Raw genomic sequence first — 16,052 nt, 5'->3', positions numbered from 1 at the left:
CTCAGGTCACGACGCGGACGCCGGGCCAGCGTTCGGTTGGCCGGTGACGGGTCAATCGCTGCCGGGAGATTCGCGGGCTGACCCTGGTGGGGTTGCGCCGCCAAACCCCGTCGAGCAGGTCGTCGAGGCCGCGCGGCGCACAGACCGCGATCCGGTCGTACGCGTCGAGGCGTACCGCTACGGCGGTGGCGTACTCGGGCCAGGTGGCAACGGCATCGGCGATGCTTCGCAACGGGGCCACCGGGCCGCCGCCGAAGGTGGCCGGGTACCAGGTGTGCACGGCGGCCTGGTTTTTTGCCTCCCACGGCGGCTCCGGCCAGGCCGCCACCAGCCGCCGGGTGGCTCGGTCGTCGTTGTCGCGGCTCAGGTCCGCCGCGTCGAGGAAGACGACGTCAACGTCACGCACCGATGACGGGTCGAAGCCGTCGCCGTACCGCTCGCTCCAGACCAGGTCGCGGATGGCGCCAGCGCCGATCCAGGCGTCCGGCAGGCCGGAGTCCCGGACGACGCCGAGCGCCCGCATCAGCCACGGGCTGCGCCGGAGAAGGTCCCGCAGTTCGTCTTCCCGCATTGTTTCCCCCGGTTGCCGCACTGTTGGGATTCCTGTTCAGTCGAACATCCGGCCCACGAGGGCGCCTTGTCCGGCCTGCAGGACGTGAGCGGCCCCTAACGGTATCCAGAAGCACTCGAACCGGGTGGGTTCCTGCTCGCCGTCGTGGTCTTCCTGGCTCGCCCACCGCTCGGGCGTCGCCCCGTGCAGCGCCAGCTCGAAGACGTGGCGACGTTGGATCTCGAAGCGCAGCGGGCTGATGTCGTATTCGATCTCCCCGAGCTTGCGCACGACGGCGAACCCCAGGAGTCCGGTCTCTTCGCGGGCCTCGCGCAGCGCCGCGTCCGCTGGGTCCTCACCCGGGCGGACGCTGCCGCCCGGCACCTGGATGCCCACCTCCTCGTAGCTGTAGTCGGTGTGCCGGAAGACGAGCAGGTGCCCTTCCCGCACGACGTAGCAGAGAACCTTATTGGTGATCGCCTTCTCGGGCATGGCGCCTTCGTCCACTCATTCCTGGTGCGTCTGCCCCGGGGTTGGCTGGTGCGGATCGGGCAGGCCGAAGATGGCATCCTCGGCCGCTCGGGCTAGGCGGTGTCTTCAAAGGATCTTGGTATCGGATGAGGTCACCACAGGTCCCCCGTTGATCACACGTGATGAAGTCGCCGAACTGTAGAGACCCGGATCAGCAAATGTAAAGATCCCTCACAGACCGTGAGGACGAATCGGGCAATGAGCTTCGCGACCGGCAGGCGTCTCACCTACCGTGAGCAACCGGCAGCGTCGGTGGACCGGCGATCACCGCCCCCTCAGCAGGTCGTGCATACTGCCCGCCGAAAGCCGCACCGAACGCCTCCCAGGAGCCCCGCCTTGCCGACGACCCTGCCCGTCGCCGCTCTCCGCCAGCCCGGCGGCGTGCCGCCCGTCTGCGTCAGACACGCCATCCCCGCCACCCGACGAAAGCCCGTGCTGTTCCGCTCGACCCCGCCTACCTGGTCGTTCCTCCTCATCCTGCTCGGCGTGCTGCCCTTCGTGATCGTCGCCACGATCATGCAAAAACGCGTCACCGTGCCGAACTGGCCGTTCTGCCGCGCCTGCACACACCTGCGCATCCGACGGCTGCTCGGCGGAATCGGAATGGCCGTGCTGGGTTTCATCGCCGTCATCGGCTTCTCCGCGACCATGCCACCCTCGAGCAGCCTGACCGCGGTCGTCGTCACACTCAGCTTCGCCGTACTCCTCGCTGGTGTGGTGTTCGCCAGCACCAGTGGATGGGCCACCATCGCCGCGGCGAAGCTCACCTCCGACGGCACCAGCCTCCGCCTGCGCAAGGCGCACCCAACGCTCAGCATGGAGACTGACTGACACACCCGGAGAGCCGGCCGGCGTGCACTGTCAAAACCGATGCACAGATTGGGGCTGCAGCGTGTCAAGGGCCGTTACATCTGGCAACCACCAACGCGCATGCAGCCCTACGGTCAGCGTTCCGATCGCCGGCCGCCCGCCTCGGCAACCGGGTGCAGGAGGCAAGCCGTACGCTCTGCGCCGCAGAAACCGACTTGATCAGCCTCTCGGACGCGACGTCATGACGAACATTCCCAGCAAGCCGCGGCGAGCAGCAGGCATTGCTGTCACGATGCTGTGCGCCGCGCTGCCCCTGACCGCCGGGTGCGGCAGCTCGGAACCCGAAGTGCCGCCGGCGCCGGCGGCTGCGGCACCGCTCACCCGTCCTGCGGTCGAGCGAGTGGGTGGAGCAAGCCAGATGAGTTGCGGAATCAGGATGTAACAAGCTCTTCAATCATGAAGGCGGGGCGTGGGCGCCGGGCTCGCCTGGCGGGGCGTCGAGGGCCAGCCTCAGCGCCGCCTCGACCGGATAGACCGGGCAGTACAGCGGAGTGTCCGCGGCCGGCGGGGCCGCGTCCTTCGCCTCGAACGCCTTGCGGGCCCGGCCGAGGTCCGCGAGCAGGTCGGCCACTGACGGTTCCTTCTTCGGCTCCGAGGGCGCCGCCTCGACGGGTGCCTCCGTCTCCGGCGCCGTGATCGAGACGCCGAGCGCCGCCGCAGCGGCGTTGAGCCCGTCCTTCGGCATCGCGGCGGCCAGCGCCGAGAGGCGGCCGACGGCCTGGTCGGCGTACGCGGCGTCGACCGGCACCGCCGGCAGCTCGAACCGGGTTCCGGTCTGAGCGCCGAACGGGGCGTCGCGGAACACCCGGTCGCGGTTCTCGGCGTCGACGAGCACGTGGCGGCCGTCGTGGAGGTCGGCGTACAGGTTGGCGGCGAGCACGTTCCCGTCGAGCAGCAGGTTCTGGTCGGGCACGGTCGCGCGGACGGCGATGCTGTCGGCGAAGGCGAGCACGTTGGCTTCGACCCGCATGACACCCCGGCCGGAGATGTCCAGCAGGCAGCCGGTCGTGGACTGCCCGGTCGAGGCGCGGCCGGTGGGGTCGGCGGCGAACAGGACCGTGTTGCCGCGGATGGTCCAGGGGCCCGCGCCGGGTGCCTGGATACGGACGGCGGTGCCGCTCGTGTTGACGACCACGTTGTTCTCGAACGTCCCGTACGCCGCACTGAGCTGCACGGCGCAGTACGCCGCGTTGGCGAAGACGCAGTTGCGCACGGTGATGCCACCGCTGCCGCCGCGCAGGTCGAGCAGCGCCGCCGACTGGGAATGGCCCGCGTCGAGGGCGCCGCTGTCGGCGTACGCGTTGTAGGTCGCCCCGTCGAACATGAACCCGTCAAGGACGAGGCCCTCCCCCGAGTCCTCGCCGGTCAGCACCGGATCGCCGAAGATGCCCTTCGCCTTGGTCTCCGGAGTGAGCACGAAGCGCACGGGTTGTCGCCAGGGGTCGCGCGCGGCGAACTCGGCGTCCCACCCGCCCAGCAGCGTCAGGTTGCGAACGGGGATGCGCCACGTGCCCGACCGCAGGCGGCCCGTGTACTCACCTGCGGCGACGAGGATGCGGTCGCCCTCGGCGGCCTTCTCGAGGGCCTGGAACGGGTCGCGGAACGGCGCCTCGCGGCTGCCGTCCCCGCCAGAGGATCCGGCCCGCACGAACCAGTCGCGGCCGGCCGGCCGGGGCGGATCGGGGGCCGTGACGTCGAGCACGGGCGCGAGGGAGTCGACGACGATGGTGGCGCTCTGACGCCCGCCGGGCGGCGTGAGGCGATACGTGCCGCGGAGCAGGTACGTGGACTCGACGTCGAGGCCGCGCGAATACCGTACGGCCTCCTCAGTCTGGTGATGGACGAGGCCGTAGCGCGGGGCGAGCGCCCACCACGGGCTGTTGTCGGTGCCGGGCTCGTAGACGGCGACGCCGATGTGCGTCTCCGCGAGCTCGGGGAGAATCTGCGTGTTCTGGTCGAAGCCGACCCCGGCCCGCACCTGCACCGGGGCTCCGGCGAGCGCCGGGTCGGCCTCGTAGAGCCGCGCCCAGTCGACGGCCTGGTACGCCGGACCGGCCGGGAGCTCGGTGAACGGCTCCGGCGCCGCCAGGTCGGCGGGGTGCGCGCCCGGCGCCGCGCCGACCGCGAGGGCGAGCACCTCGGCCGGGGCGAGCCGGCGCATGACGGGCCGCTGAACGTAAGGGTCTGATGTGGGCGACAGCTCGCCAAGGCCGGCCGATTTCCGCAGCGCGTTGAGGGCGGCGATCGGCGGGCACTCGTACGTGACGGCGACGTCCACCGTGTACATGTCGAGCCACGCCGCCGGGAGCCCGGTCAGCTGTGGGTCGCCGACGGTGTTGCCGGCCGCCGAGCGCAGGCCGACGTCTTCGAGCTCCGCGGCGTACTCCTCGGTGAGCTCGGCCTCCGCGCCCGACACCCGGCTGCGCACGATGTCGCGCGGTGTGGCGAAGAACAGGTTGCGGTTGATGGCGATCTGCCCGACGTCGCGCAGGCAGGAGACAGCCGCGTTGCCGCAGCCGACGAACACGTTGTCGGCGATCGCGGCAGCGCCGTCGACCCGTACGCCGACGGCCCGGTCGGCGCCGGAGCCGCGCGGCGGGTCGGAGTCGTCGTGGGCGAAGGCGAAGGTGTTGCGGCTGACCGCGGCCGGGGTCTCGGGGGCGCCGTCGCGGACGGTGAGCAGGCTGAGGCCGACGCAGTTGACGACGATGTTGTTCTCGAAGACCACAGAGTCGCCGCCGAGCTCGACGGCGCCGGAGCTGCCGTTGGCGAAGCAGCAGTCGCGGACGGTGATGCGCTCGCCGCGCAGGCTCACAAGCGGGCCGTCCCCGTAGGAGGCACGCTGCAGGCCGCCCTGCTCGTCGTAGTCGTCACGCCCGGCCCCGTCGAAGAACAGCCCGTCCAGGACGAGGCCGTCGTGGCCGCCGATGCCCTGGAGCATGTTCTGCTCGTTCGGGACGCGCAGGCCGGTCTTTGCCGCGAAGACCGTCGGTGTCTGCCAGGGGGTACGGCGGGCGAAGTCGGGGCTGTATCCGCCGAGCAGGGTCAGCTCGGGGGTGTCGACGACCCACGAGGAGCGCTCGCCACGCCCGGTATAGGTGCCCGCCGCGATGTGGATGCGGTCGCCGGGCGCAGCCTGCCGCAGCGCGAGCCACGGGTCGTGGAACGGCCGGGCCCGGGTGCCGTCGCCGACCGGACCGCCCGCCGCGACGAAGAGGTCGGTCATGACTTCTTCACCTCGTCGTCGGCTTCCTCCGTCTTGTCCGCGAGCAGCTTGAAACCCACCTTGACGGCGTCTCTGACCTGTGCGAACGCGGCGAGGCCCGTCTGCTTGTAGGGTCCCTCGGCCAGGTCCTTGACGTATTCCTCCTCGGTCGCCAGCAGCGACTCCAGGGATTCCGAGGCCTTCTCCAGCTCCTCGTTGAACTTCGCCAGCGTGCCCGGATCATCGGTCAGCTGGGCGAAGGCGTTGGTGCTCTCCTCCACGAGCGTGGGGAAGAGCTCGTCGTAGAGCTTGCTCGACTGCTCCTTGGCCGCCTCGGCCCGCGTGTCGAGCCCTCGGTCGAGGACGTTCTCCTTCATCCAGTCCCAGTCGGTGGCCCGGTAGTCGCCGGACGCGCCGATGCCGCGCCAGTTCCCCGCCGCCTCCGCGCCGCGGGCGAAGAGCTTGTCGATCCAGTCCTCGTCGAGCTGTTCGCGGGCCGCGGTCAGCAGCTTGATGTTGTCGACCACCGTCTGCTTCGCGGCACGCTTCTGCTTGGCCGCCATGAGGTTCTCCGCGGTGAGCTTCTCGAAGTTCTTGATCGCCTCGTTGGCGGCTTCCTTGGACGACGGGTCCTTCATGAAGAGGACGATCAGGCGGGCGCCCGAGGTCGGGAGGTACTTGACGAGCAGGCTCTTGACCGTGTCCTGGATGGAGCCGAAGTTCTTGAGGAGCAACTGCTCGACGATCGCGTCGTTGCTGCGCGCGTTCTTGAGGTCCTCCTCACACTTCTTGATGAGCGCGAGGTCGGCCTCCAAGACCTTGCTCATCAGCGTGGCGACCTCGGGGACGTCGAGCCGGGCGACCTGCGCCCAGATCTTGCGCTCCCCGGCGAGGAAGTCACGCGGGCCGACCGCGGTCCACCGTTCGTCGACGGACATCGCGTTGGCCTGGCTGTCCTCCAGCACCGACCGGATGTCCGACTCGAGGCGCTCCATCAGCGCCTCGGCCTGCTCGCAGTTGGTCTCCCACCGGTCGGTCAGGCCGTCATAGCCCGGTTGCTCCAGCTTGGAGACCATCTCCTCGAACAGCTTCTCCCGATCGGTGTCGAAGCGGTCCAGCAGATCCAAGACCTTGTCGAGGATGTCCTCCTCGAACCCCGTGGCGCGCATCCGCTGCTCAACGAGCTCGCGGGCGTCATCGACATCTTCCACACATCTCAGCGTAGGAGCCCTCGGTCACCCGAGGCAGTCGTGAACCCGATCCCTGCCAGATCAGGGATCCGACCTATGCCGCCGCTCGGTGAAGACTGACTCCGGAAGTCGTCGACTCTTCGGGAGTGCACCATGTCATCCCTGTTCAGCGGACCGATACTTGGTGTTCGTATGCGTCACGCAGTCGCAAGTGCTGCCCGGTCTTCGCGGTGAACCGGACGCCCTTCTGGCTCGCGTCGTTGGCGAACGCGCCAGTGACACGGCAGGCCGGGAGGGAATACCGCGGCATGGGCCGCCCCTGACCCGCTGACCGGCCGGACCGGCCCGCCGGGAACACCCTCCCCGACCGGGCCGGTCCTTTTTGTTTGTCCGGAACGCGCCTGCAACTGTCGAAATCCCGGCCCGCTCAAGGCATGCTGCCTCTGGGAGGTCCACAGTGCGAGGGCACGGGCGGACGGAAGACTGCCGTGGAGAGCTTCAGGTGCGCCTCGTGCGGGCAGGACATCAAACCCGCCGTCGTCTGCCCGCACTGCGGCGCCCATCAGCCGCAGTGGGCCGAGCACCTGGCCGACATCGAACGGTCCATCGCCGAGATGAAGGCCCGCGACCTACTACATCGCCAAGCCCGTCCAAGCCCCGGACGTGTCCGACATCCTCGAGCGACTCGGCACCAGCCGGAAGGGGCCGCAGTCACCAGCAGCACACAACGATGCACACCGATGACGAACTTGGTTGCCGTACCCCGTAAATGGGGGGTTTTCGGGGGGCGGTTCAGAACTTCATAGAAGAAAATCAAAGCCCTGACCAGCATTCTCGCTGGTCAGGGCTTCTTTGTCGGGACGGCCGGATTCGAACCGACGACCCCTTGACCCCCAGTCAAGTGCGCTACCAAGCTGCGCCACGTCCCGATGCCTCCGCGCGGTCTCCCCCGCGGCAGCCGGTACAGCTTAGCGCAGGATCTTCGCACCGTGCGCACAGGCCCCTCCCGCGCCACACCCCCTAGAGCGTCCTAGGAGGGTGGCCTGCCGGGGATGGGCCGGCAGGCCACATGCGGTGCGAGGATCAGCCGTGCGCCTTGCCTCGGCCGCCCGGGCCGAGCTTCTTGCGGGGGCGTACGGAGATGTCGATCGGGCTGCCCTCGTAGCCGAACTCCTCGCGCAGCTTGCGCTCCACGAACCGCTGGTAGCCGGCGTCCAGCGGGCCGGTGGTGAACAGCACGAACCGCGGCGGCGCCACCCCGGCCTGGGTGGCGAACAGGATGCGCGGCGCGCGCCCGCCGCGTACCGGGTGCGGGGTGGCCTGGACCAGCGCGGTGAGCCACTGGTTGAGCTGCGCGGTCGGGATGCGGGTCTCCCAGCTGGCGAGAGCCTTGCGCAGCGCGGGGGCGAGCTTGTCGACGGCGCGGCCGGTGCGCGCGGACAGGTTCAGCCGGATCGCCCAGGGGATGCGTCGCAGCTCCCGGTCGATCTCCTTGTCCAGGTAGTAGCGGCGGTCGCCGTCGACCAGGTCCCACTTGTTGAACGCGATGACCAGCGCCCGGCCGGACTCCACGACCATGCTGAGGATCCGCTGGTCCTGCTCGCTGATCACCTCGCTGGAGTCCAGCAGCACCACGGCCACCTCGGCCGCCTCGATCGCCGAGGCGGTCCGCAGGCTGGCGTAGTATTCCGTGCCGCTGGCCTTGCCGACCCGCTTGCGCAGGCCGGCCGTGTCGACCAGCTGCCAGGTCTCGCCACCGATCTCGACCAGGCTGTCCACCGGGTCGACGGTGGTGCCGGCGACCGAGTCGACCACCGCGCGCTCCTCGCCGGAGAACCGGTTGAGCAGGCTGGACTTGCCGACGTTGGGGCGACCGACCAGGGCGACCCGGCGCGGGCCACGTGGGCGGTTCTCCACGATCTTCGGCGCCTCGGGCAGCGCGTCCATGATGGCGTCGAGCAGATCGCCGGAGCCCCGGCCGTGCAACGCCGAGACCGGGAACGGCTCGCCGAGACCGAGCGACCACAGCGAGACGGCCTCCATCTCGATGGTGGTGTTGTCGGCCTTGTTGGCCACCAGGATCACCGGCTTGGCGCTGCGGCGCAGCATCTTCACCGCGGCCTCGTCCACGTCGGTCGAGCCGACCATGGCGTCCACCACGAACAGCACCACGTCGGCGGTGGCCACGGCGATCTCGGCCTGCGCCGCGATGGCGGCGGCCCGATCCTTGGCGTCGGGCTCCCAGCCGCCGGTGTCCACCACGGTGAACACCCGACCGTTCCACTGCGCGTCGTAGGGCACCCGGTCCCGGGTCACGCCGGGGACGTCCTCCACGACCGCCTGCCGGCGGCCGATGAGGCGGTTGACCAGCGTGGACTTACCCACGTTGGGGCGGCCGACGACGGCCACCACGGGCTGCGGGCCGGTCGGCTCACCGGAGTCGACCTCCGGCTCGCGCAACTCCACCCAGCCTCCGAAATCGTCGCTCATGCCACGCCCCGCTCGGTGAGCATCTGGCGCAGGCGGGCGACGACCTCGTCGATGCCCAGCTCGGTGGTGTCCAGCACCACCGCGTCGGGCGCCTGCTGGAGCGGGTTGACCTTGCGGGTCGAGTCCAGCCGGTCCCGGCGGGCCAGGTCGGCGGCGGTCGCCGCGACGTCGGCGGCGTCCTCGGCGCTGCGCCGCTGGGCGCGGGCCGTCTCGGAGGCGGTCAGGTAGACCTTCAGGTCGGCGTCGGGCGCCACCACCGAGCCGATGTCGCGGCCCTCGACCACGATCCGGCCCGCCTCGGCGATCATGCGCCGCTGCCGCTCCACGAGCAGCTCGCGGACCGCGCCCACGGCGGCCACCGCGGAGACCGCGCCGGTCACCTCGGGGCCGCGGATGTCGGTGGACACGTCGGTGCCGTCGACGGTCACCGCGTACCCCTGGGGGTCGGTGCCGAGGCGCAGGTCGGCCTCGCCGGCGACCTTGGCCACCGACTCGGCGTCGGTCAGCTCCACCCCGGAGCGCAGGACCGCCCAGGTCAGCGCCCGGTACATGGCGCCGGTGTCGAGATAGCGGGCGCCCAGGCTCACCGCCAGTCGCCGCGACACGGTGGACTTCCCCGAACCGGACGGCCCGTCCACAGCGACCACACATCGCCCGGCCGGTACGTTTTCCTCCACCGTTGTCCTCCTCAGCCCGTACCTCGCGGGTCGCCGGTGTCTCCGGCGCCGTTGAGCGGATGTCTTTCGTCGTCAATCATGCCCGCGCCGCGCGGGCGCCCCGCCGGGCGGCGCGTGCGCCGGCCCGCGGACCGCGTCGAAGCCTACCGGGAGCCGTACCCCGGTCGTCTCCGGTCAGTCACCCACGGCCTTGAACAGCGCGGCGACCTCCGCGTTGGTCAGCCGCCGCAGCCGCCCGGTGCGCAGGTCGCCGAGCTTGATCGGACCGATCGAGGTACGGATCAGCCGGGACACCGGGTGTCCCGCCTCGGCCATCAGGCGCCGGACGATGTGCTTGCGCCCCTCGTGCAGGGTCAGCTCCACCTGGGCGGTTTTGCCCAGCGTGTCGACCACCCTGAACCCGTGGACCTTCACCGGCCCGTCCTCCAGCTCGATGCCGGCGGTCAGCCGCTTGCCCAGGTTGCGCGGGATCGGCCCGGCCACCTCGGCGAGGTAGGTCTTGAGCACCTCGTACGACGGGTGCATGAGCTTGTGGGCGAGGGTGCCGTCGTTGGTGAGCAGGAGCAGGCCCTCGCTGTCGGCGTCCAGTCGGCCGACGTGGTAGACCCGCTGCTCCAGCCGCGCGCCGATGAAGTCGGCGAGCTCGGTGCGGCCCTTCTCGTCGGCCATGGTGGTGACCACGCCGCGCGGCTTGTTCATCGCCACGTAGACCAGGCGGACGTCGGCCTGGAGCCGCTCCCCGTCGACGACGATCACGTCGCGGGTCGGGTCGGCCTTGTCGCCGAGCTGCGCCACCCGCCCGTTGACAGTGACCCGCCGCCGGAAGATCAGGTCTTCACAGGCGCGCCGGGAACCCACCCCCGCGGCGGCGAGCACCTTCTGCAGGCGCTCGGCGCCCTCGTAGACGGGGGCGTCGGGCTTCGGGGCACGGTCATCGCGTCGCATCGGCAAGCTCTTCTACGTCGTCGGGAAGGAACGGGGCCAGGGGCGGCAGGTCGTCCACCGAGTTGAGCCCCAGCTTCTCCAGGAACATGGTGGTGGTCCGGTAGAGGAACGCACCGCTGTCCGCTTCGGTGCCGCACTCCTCGACCAGGCCGCGACCCACCAGGGTACGGAGCACCCCGTCGCAGTTCACACCCCGGATGGCGGAGATGCGGGAACGGGTCACCGGCTGCCGGTAGGCGACCACGGCGAGGGTTTCCAGCGCGGCCTGGGTCAGCCGGACCGACTGCCCGTCCAGTACGAACCGTTCCACGTAGGTGGCGTATTCCGGCCGGGTGTAGAGACGCCAGCCACCCGCGGCCCGACGCAGCTCGAACCCGTGCCCGGCGGCGGTGTAGCCGGCGGCGATCTCGTCGAGCATCGCGCCGACCCGCTCCGGGGCCTGTTCGAGGACCTCGGCCAGGGTCAGCTCGCTGACCGGCTGGTCGACCACCAGCAGGATGGCCTCCAGGGCGCCGCGCAGCTCCGCGTCGTCGAGCACCGGCGCGGGCGCCGGTTCCGGCGCCGCCCGCCGTCGCCCCCGCTTCGGGGGTACGCCGCCCGCTGCCGCTTCCCCGCTCCCCTGGTCCGCCGCGTCCCGCTCGGACATGCCGACGTCCGGCCGGGCGTCGTCGCCCCGCTCGGGATCGACGTCGGCGCCGGGATCGGGCTCGGCAGTGATCGCGGGCATCCCGTCGGAGCCGGTTGCCTGGCCGATGCCGGCGTCGGCCGGCGACCCGATCCACCCGTCAGCGTCACTCGTCCCGCCTCCTCCCGCGATCTTGGTACGGTCCCGCCCCTCAAGGGGCGCCCCCGTACCAAGATCCGGCCCGGTTGCGGCGATCTTGGAAGGAATTGGCCCCTCTGCGGGCCGTTCGCTTCCAAGATCTCTGGGCGGCTCGGAAGCGGAGTCGAGATCTTGAGCGGTTTCTGTTCGCGACGAATCAGAGGTGTCCGAGATCTCGGGCACCGCCTGCTCGACGGCGGAGCGGGAGTCGTCCGGGTCGGGATTGGGCGGGGACGGACGCTGCCACGGGGGGATCCAGGCAGCAGCCTGATCGGCCAGCGAGTCGTGGCGTTCCTCGTCGCTCATCCGTTCACTCCTGCGTCGGTGCGGGGTCGTCGGCGGCCTCGGTGGGCACGAGGGCATCGGCCGGCGCGGCGGGGGTGGATGTGGGCGTGGACTCGGGAGTGCCGGCGTACTCGTCGACGGTCAGCTCGGACTCCCCCTCGGCCGGGCCGGTCCAGCGCACCGTCAACTCCTCCAGCGCCTGCTCCTGCACAAACGCGACCAGCCCCTGCCGGTACAGCTCCAGCAGCGCCAGGAACCGCGCCACCACCTCCAGCGTCATCTCGCAGTCGGCGCAGAGCAGCGAGAAGGTGGCGACGCCGGCCCGGCGCAACCGGTCGGCGATGATGCCGGCGTGCTCCCGGACGCTGACCCGGACCATGTGCACGTGCGCGATGGACACCTCGGGCACCGGCTTCGGGCTCATCGCCCTCAGCGCGAGCTTGAGCAGGCGCTCCGGGCCGATGGGGAGCACCAGGTCGGGCAGCGCCTCGGCGTACCGGGGCTCCAAGGTGACCGCCCGCGGGTAGCGCCGGCCGCCGACCGCCTCCAGTTCGGCGATGTGCGCGGCGGCCTCCTTGTACGCCTTGTACTGCAGCAGCCGGGCGAAGAGCAGGTCCCGCGCCTCCAGCAGCGCCAGGTCCTCCTCGTCCTCCACCTCGGCCGACGGCAGCAGCCGGGCCGCCTTGAGGTCGAGCAGGGTGGCGGCGACCAGCAGGAACTCGCTGGTCTCGTCCAGGTCCCACTGGTCGCCCATGGCCCGCAGGTAGGCGATGAACTCGTCGGTGACCTTGTGCAGGGCGACCTCGGTGACGTCCAGCTTGTGCTTGCTGATCAGCTGGAGCAGCAGGTCGAACGGGCCGGTGAAGTTGTCCAGCCGGACGGTGAAACCGCTTGTCTCCGCGACGGTGGCCGGGTCGGGCGGCACCACACCGTCGACCTCGCCGGCCAGCTCCGCGGCGGCGGCGGGGTCGCCGGTGCCGTGCGGCGGGTCGAGGGGCGGTGCGGTCACCGGGAAACCGTAGTCGACGCGGTGGGCGGGCGGCCTGCGGCCTACCGGTCCGCCTGGGCGGCGATCACCTCTCGGGCGAGCTGGCGGTAGTTGCGCGCGCCGGAGGAGGCCGGGTCGAGGGTGGTGATGGGCGCGCCGGCCACCGTCGACTCGGGGAACTTCACCGTCTTGGTGATCACGGTCTGGTAGACCTTGTCGCCGAACGCCTCCACCACACGCTGGAGCACCTGCCGGCAGTGGGTGGTGCGACTGTCGTACATGGTGGCGAGGATGCCCTCGAGCTCCAGGTCGAAGTTGAGCCGCTCGCGCACCTTGTCGATGGTGTCCAGCAGCAGCGCGACACCGCGCAGGCTGAAGAACTCGCACTCCAGCGGAATGAGCACGCCGTGCGCGACGGTCAGCGCGTTGATCGCCAGCAGGCCCAGCGAGGGCTGGCAGTCGATCAGGATGAAGTCGTACTCCTTGCGGATGGTGCGCAGCACCCGGGCCAGGGCCATCTCCCGGGCGACCTCGTTGACCAGCTGGATCTCGGCGGCGGAGAGGTCGATGTTGGCCGGCAGCAGGTGCAGCCCGGCCACGTCGGTCTTGATCAGGACGTCCTCGGCGGTGACGTCGTCCTGCATGAGCAGGTTGTAGACCGACAGGTCGAGGTTGTGCGGGTTGACGCCCAGGCCGACGGAGAGGGCGCCCTGCGGATCGAAGTCGACGAGCAGCACCTTGCGGCCGTATTCCGCGAGCGCCGCGCCCAGGTTGATGGTGGTCGTGGTCTTGCCGACGCCACCCTTCTGGTTGGCCATCGCGATGATCCGCGCCGGGCCGTGCCGGTCGGTCGGCATCGGCTCGGGGATCGGCTTGCGCATGGTGTAGGCGGCCGGGTCGGCGGGGCCGAGGTCGGCGCCGAGCGTCGCCTGCTGCTCACGGAGCTCCGACGTCCAGGTCTCGGCACGGTCACCGTTTCCTGCCATGTCCTCGTTGCCCCCTCCCGACGACCACCCGGCGTCGGAGCCGTCCGACGTCCCTCGCGGCGCCGCTGCGCACCCCCGGTCCGTCGTACCTGGAGGCCCGCGCCGATGCCGACTGTACGCCACCGGCCAGCAGCGCGTTCGGTAGCGGGTCGGCGTGTCGGCCGCTCATGCGAGGGCGCGGGGGTGCGCGGTGGCGTACACCTCGCGCAGGCGTTCCACGGTGACCAACGTGTACACCTGGGTGGTGGTCACCGAGGCGTGGCCGAGCAGTTCCTGCACCACCCGCACGTCCGCGCCGCCGTCGAGCAGGTGGGTGGCGTAGGAGTGGCGCAGGGTGTGCGGGGAGACCGCGTCCGGGCCGTCGACCGGCAGGCCGGCCCGGGCGGCGGCGGCGCGCAGCACGCCCCAGGCGCCCTGCCGGGTGAGCCGGCCGCCACGGGCGTTGACGAACAGCGCCGGGGTGCCCCGGCCGGCGGCGAGCAGCGCCGGGCGGCCGCGGACCAGCCAGGCGCGGGTCGCGTCGGCGGCGTACCCGCCGATCGGCACCAGCCGGGCCTTGCCGCCCTTGCCGCGCAGCAGCACCGTGCCAGCGTCGGGGTCGAGGTCGTCGACGGCGGCGCCGACCGTCTCGGAGATGCGCGCGCCGGTGCCGTACAGAAATTCCAGCAGCGCCCGGTCGCGCAGCGCGCGGGGCGCGGCGTCGCCGGTGGCCCCGGCCGGGCCGGCGGCCTCCAGCAGCCGCAGGACGGCGTCGACGGGCAGCGCCCGGGGCAGCCGCCGCGGCGGCGTCGGCGGGCGGACGTCGCGGCCGGGGTCGGCGCCGGCCAGGCCCTCGCGCAGCGCGAAGCGGTGCAGGCCGCGCACCGCGCTGGCGGCGCGGGCGGTGGACGAAACGGCCAGCGGAGGGTGCGTGTCGTCGCCGGCGCGCAGCCGGGCCAGGTGCGCCTCGACCTGGGTGGCGCCGGCGGCGGCCAGGTCGGTCACCCCGACGTCGGCCAGGGTGGCGAGGTAGCGGTCCAGGTCCCGACGGTACGAGGCGAGCGTGTTCGCGGACAGTCCACGCTCGACGGTGAGGTGGTCCAGGTAGCCCCGGACCGCGCGGCGCAGGGCCGGCGCGGGTTCCGCGCCGGCCCGGTCCACCGTGGGGTCGGTCAGCTGAGCACCTCGGCCAGCGGCAGCACGTCCATGCCGTGCGCCTCCGCCACCGGGCCGTAGACGACCTTGCCGGCGTGGGTGTTCAGGCCCAGTGCCAGCGCCGGGTCGCTGCGCAGCGCCTGCTGCCAGCCCTGGTTGGCCAGTTCAAGGGCGTACGGCAGGGTGACGTTGGTCAGCGCGTAGGTGCTGGTGTTCGGCACCGCGCCGGGCATGTTCGCCACGCAGTAGAAGATCGAGTCGTGCACCTTGTAGACCGGGTCGGCGTGCGTGGTCGGCCGCGAGTCCTCGAAGCAGCCACCCTGGTCGATCGCGATGTCGACGAGCACGCTGCCCGGCTTCATCCGGGAGACCAGCTCGTTGGAGATCAGCTTCGGGGCCTTCGCGCCGGGCACCAGCACCGCGCCGATGACCAGGTCCGCGTCGAGCACGGCCCGCTCGATCTCGTACGCGTTGGAGGCGACGGTCTGCAGGTGGCCGCGGTAGATGGCGTCGGCCGAGCGGAGCCGGGCCACGTTCTTGTCCAGCAGCAGCACCTCGGACTGCAGGCCGAGCGCGATGGCGGCGGCGTTCAGGCCGGACACGCCGGCGCCGATGACCACGGTCTTGGCCGCGTACACGCCGGAGACGCCGCCGGGCAGCACGCCCCGCCCGCCGCCGGTACGCATCATGTAGAAGGCGCCCACCTGCGGGGCGAGCCGGCCGGCCACCTCGGACATCGGGGCGAGCAGCGGCAGCGACCGGTCGGGCAGCTCCACCGTCTCGTACGCGATGCCGGTGACCTTGCGGTCGACGAGCGCGTCGGTGCACTCGCGGGAGGCGGCCAGGTGCAGGTAGGTGAAGAGCACCTGCCCCTCGCGCATCCGGTGGTACTCCTCGGCGATCGGCTCCTTGACCTTGAGCACCAGCTCGGCGGTCTCCCAGACCTCGTCGGCGGTGGCCAGGATCTTCGCGCCGGCGGCGGCGAACTCGTCGTCGGTGATGCTGGAGCCGACCCCGGCGCCGGCCTCGACGAAGACCTCGTGGCCGTGGCGGGTGAACTCGTTGACGCCGGCGGGCGTGATCGCCACCCGGTACTCGTGGTTCTTGACCTCGCGGGGGATTCCGACCTTCACGATGCAGACACCTTCCTCCGGGGCGGCTCACCCCCGACTGAACGGCGCCGCGACGGCTCCGTTGCCGACGCGGTCCACCGGTCCCGCCGGCGGCAGTCTAGGCGCGTGGGAGGCCCGGGGACGCCAACACAGTGACATCCGGTGCCCGGTGGTGCTGACGATCTGTCAGGCGTGGACCGGGCTGCCCGGTGGAGACGACCTCAGCCGACAGGACAGACTTCGGTAAATATCTTCCCACCGGCGGG

Annotated in this window: 13 protein-coding genes and 1 tRNA gene; 1 reads left to right on the top strand and 13 read right to left on the bottom strand. The window is 71.2% G+C overall.

All coding sequences use genetic code 11. From position 1 onward, the window contains the following. Position 1: 1 nt before the first annotated feature. Both O7600_RS00885 and O7600_RS00880 read right to left on the bottom strand, forming a co-directional pair. The gene (locus tag O7600_RS00885; RefSeq protein WP_281591809.1) at positions 2 to 571 is read right to left on the bottom strand and encodes a nucleotidyltransferase family protein; all 570 of its coding nucleotides are present in this window, start codon (positions 569 to 571) and stop codon (positions 2 to 4) included. A gap of 36 nt (positions 572 to 607) precedes the next feature. After that, positions 608 to 1,042, bottom strand: coding sequence for an NUDIX domain-containing protein (locus O7600_RS00880; protein WP_281591808.1), 435 nt, complete (start codon positions 1,040 to 1,042; stop codon positions 608 to 610). A 375-nt stretch (positions 1,043 to 1,417) separates the two neighbouring features. Between O7600_RS00880 and O7600_RS00875 the strand changes: the two genes are divergently transcribed. Next, complete coding sequence (locus tag O7600_RS00875; protein WP_281591807.1) at positions 1,418 to 1,912, top strand: hypothetical protein; 495 nt, start codon at positions 1,418 to 1,420, stop codon at positions 1,910 to 1,912. Positions 1,913 to 2,345: 433 nt separating this feature from the next. Here the strand turns inward: O7600_RS00875 and O7600_RS00870 are convergent, their stop codons facing one another. The 11 genes from O7600_RS00870 to ald all read right to left on the bottom strand — a co-directional run bounded on the left by O7600_RS00870 (position 2,346) and on the right by ald (position 15,807). After that, on the bottom strand, positions 2,346 to 5,177 hold the full coding sequence (locus O7600_RS00870; protein WP_281591806.1) for a right-handed parallel beta-helix repeat-containing protein: 2,832 nt from the start codon (positions 5,175 to 5,177) through the stop codon (positions 2,346 to 2,348). After that, entirely contained in the window at positions 5,174 to 6,367 is a 1,194-nt protein-coding gene (locus O7600_RS00865; protein WP_281591805.1) for a hypothetical protein, read from the bottom strand. The genes O7600_RS00870 and O7600_RS00865 overlap by 4 nt, the downstream gene beginning before the upstream one ends. Positions 6,368 to 7,201: 834 nt before the next feature. Further along, positions 7,202 to 7,275: transfer RNA gene (locus O7600_RS00860), tRNA-Pro, on the bottom strand. Positions 7,276 to 7,429: 154 nt separating this feature from the next. Continuing rightward, positions 7,430 to 8,836, bottom strand: coding sequence for a ribosome biogenesis GTPase Der (der, locus tag O7600_RS00855; RefSeq protein WP_281591804.1), 1,407 nt, complete (start codon positions 8,834 to 8,836; stop codon positions 7,430 to 7,432). Beyond that, the gene (gene cmk, locus O7600_RS00850) at positions 8,833 to 9,513 is read right to left on the bottom strand and encodes a (d)CMP kinase (protein ID WP_099161476.1); all 681 of its coding nucleotides are present in this window, start codon (positions 9,511 to 9,513) and stop codon (positions 8,833 to 8,835) included. The genes der and cmk overlap by 4 nt, the downstream gene beginning before the upstream one ends. A gap of 174 nt (positions 9,514 to 9,687) precedes the next feature. After that, entirely contained in the window at positions 9,688 to 10,458 is a 771-nt protein-coding gene (locus O7600_RS00845) for a pseudouridine synthase (protein ID WP_281591803.1), read from the bottom strand. Further along, on the bottom strand, positions 10,445 to 11,236 hold the full coding sequence (scpB, locus tag O7600_RS00840) for an SMC-Scp complex subunit ScpB (RefSeq protein ID WP_348651375.1): 792 nt from the start codon (positions 11,234 to 11,236) through the stop codon (positions 10,445 to 10,447). The genes O7600_RS00845 and scpB overlap by 14 nt, the downstream gene beginning before the upstream one ends. 355 nt (positions 11,237 to 11,591) lie before the next feature. Next, positions 11,592 to 12,575, bottom strand: a complete 984-nt coding sequence (locus O7600_RS00835) for a ScpA family protein (RefSeq protein WP_281591801.1) — start codon at positions 12,573 to 12,575, stop codon at positions 11,592 to 11,594. A gap of 41 nt (positions 12,576 to 12,616) precedes the next feature. After that, positions 12,617 to 13,540: an AAA family ATPase gene (locus O7600_RS00830; RefSeq protein ID WP_013285595.1), complete on the bottom strand. Its 924-nt coding sequence runs from the start codon at positions 13,538 to 13,540 to the stop codon at positions 12,617 to 12,619. A gap of 165 nt (positions 13,541 to 13,705) precedes the next feature. Then, on the bottom strand, positions 13,706 to 14,680 hold the full coding sequence (locus tag O7600_RS00825; RefSeq protein ID WP_281591800.1) for a site-specific tyrosine recombinase XerD: 975 nt from the start codon (positions 14,678 to 14,680) through the stop codon (positions 13,706 to 13,708). Positions 14,681 to 14,691: 11 nt separating this feature from the next. Further along, a complete protein-coding gene (ald, locus tag O7600_RS00820) occupies positions 14,692 to 15,807 on the bottom strand; it encodes an alanine dehydrogenase (RefSeq protein WP_091577845.1) in 1,116 nt (371 codons plus the stop codon). Positions 15,808 to 16,052: the final 245 nt, after the last annotated feature.

The organism is Micromonospora sp. WMMA1998 (assembly GCF_027497375.1).
GTDB lineage: Bacteria > Actinomycetota > Actinomycetes > Mycobacteriales > Micromonosporaceae > Micromonospora > Micromonospora sediminicola.
Note: the sequence above shows the minus strand (reverse complement) of the source record. Positions and strands in the feature narration are given on the sequence as shown.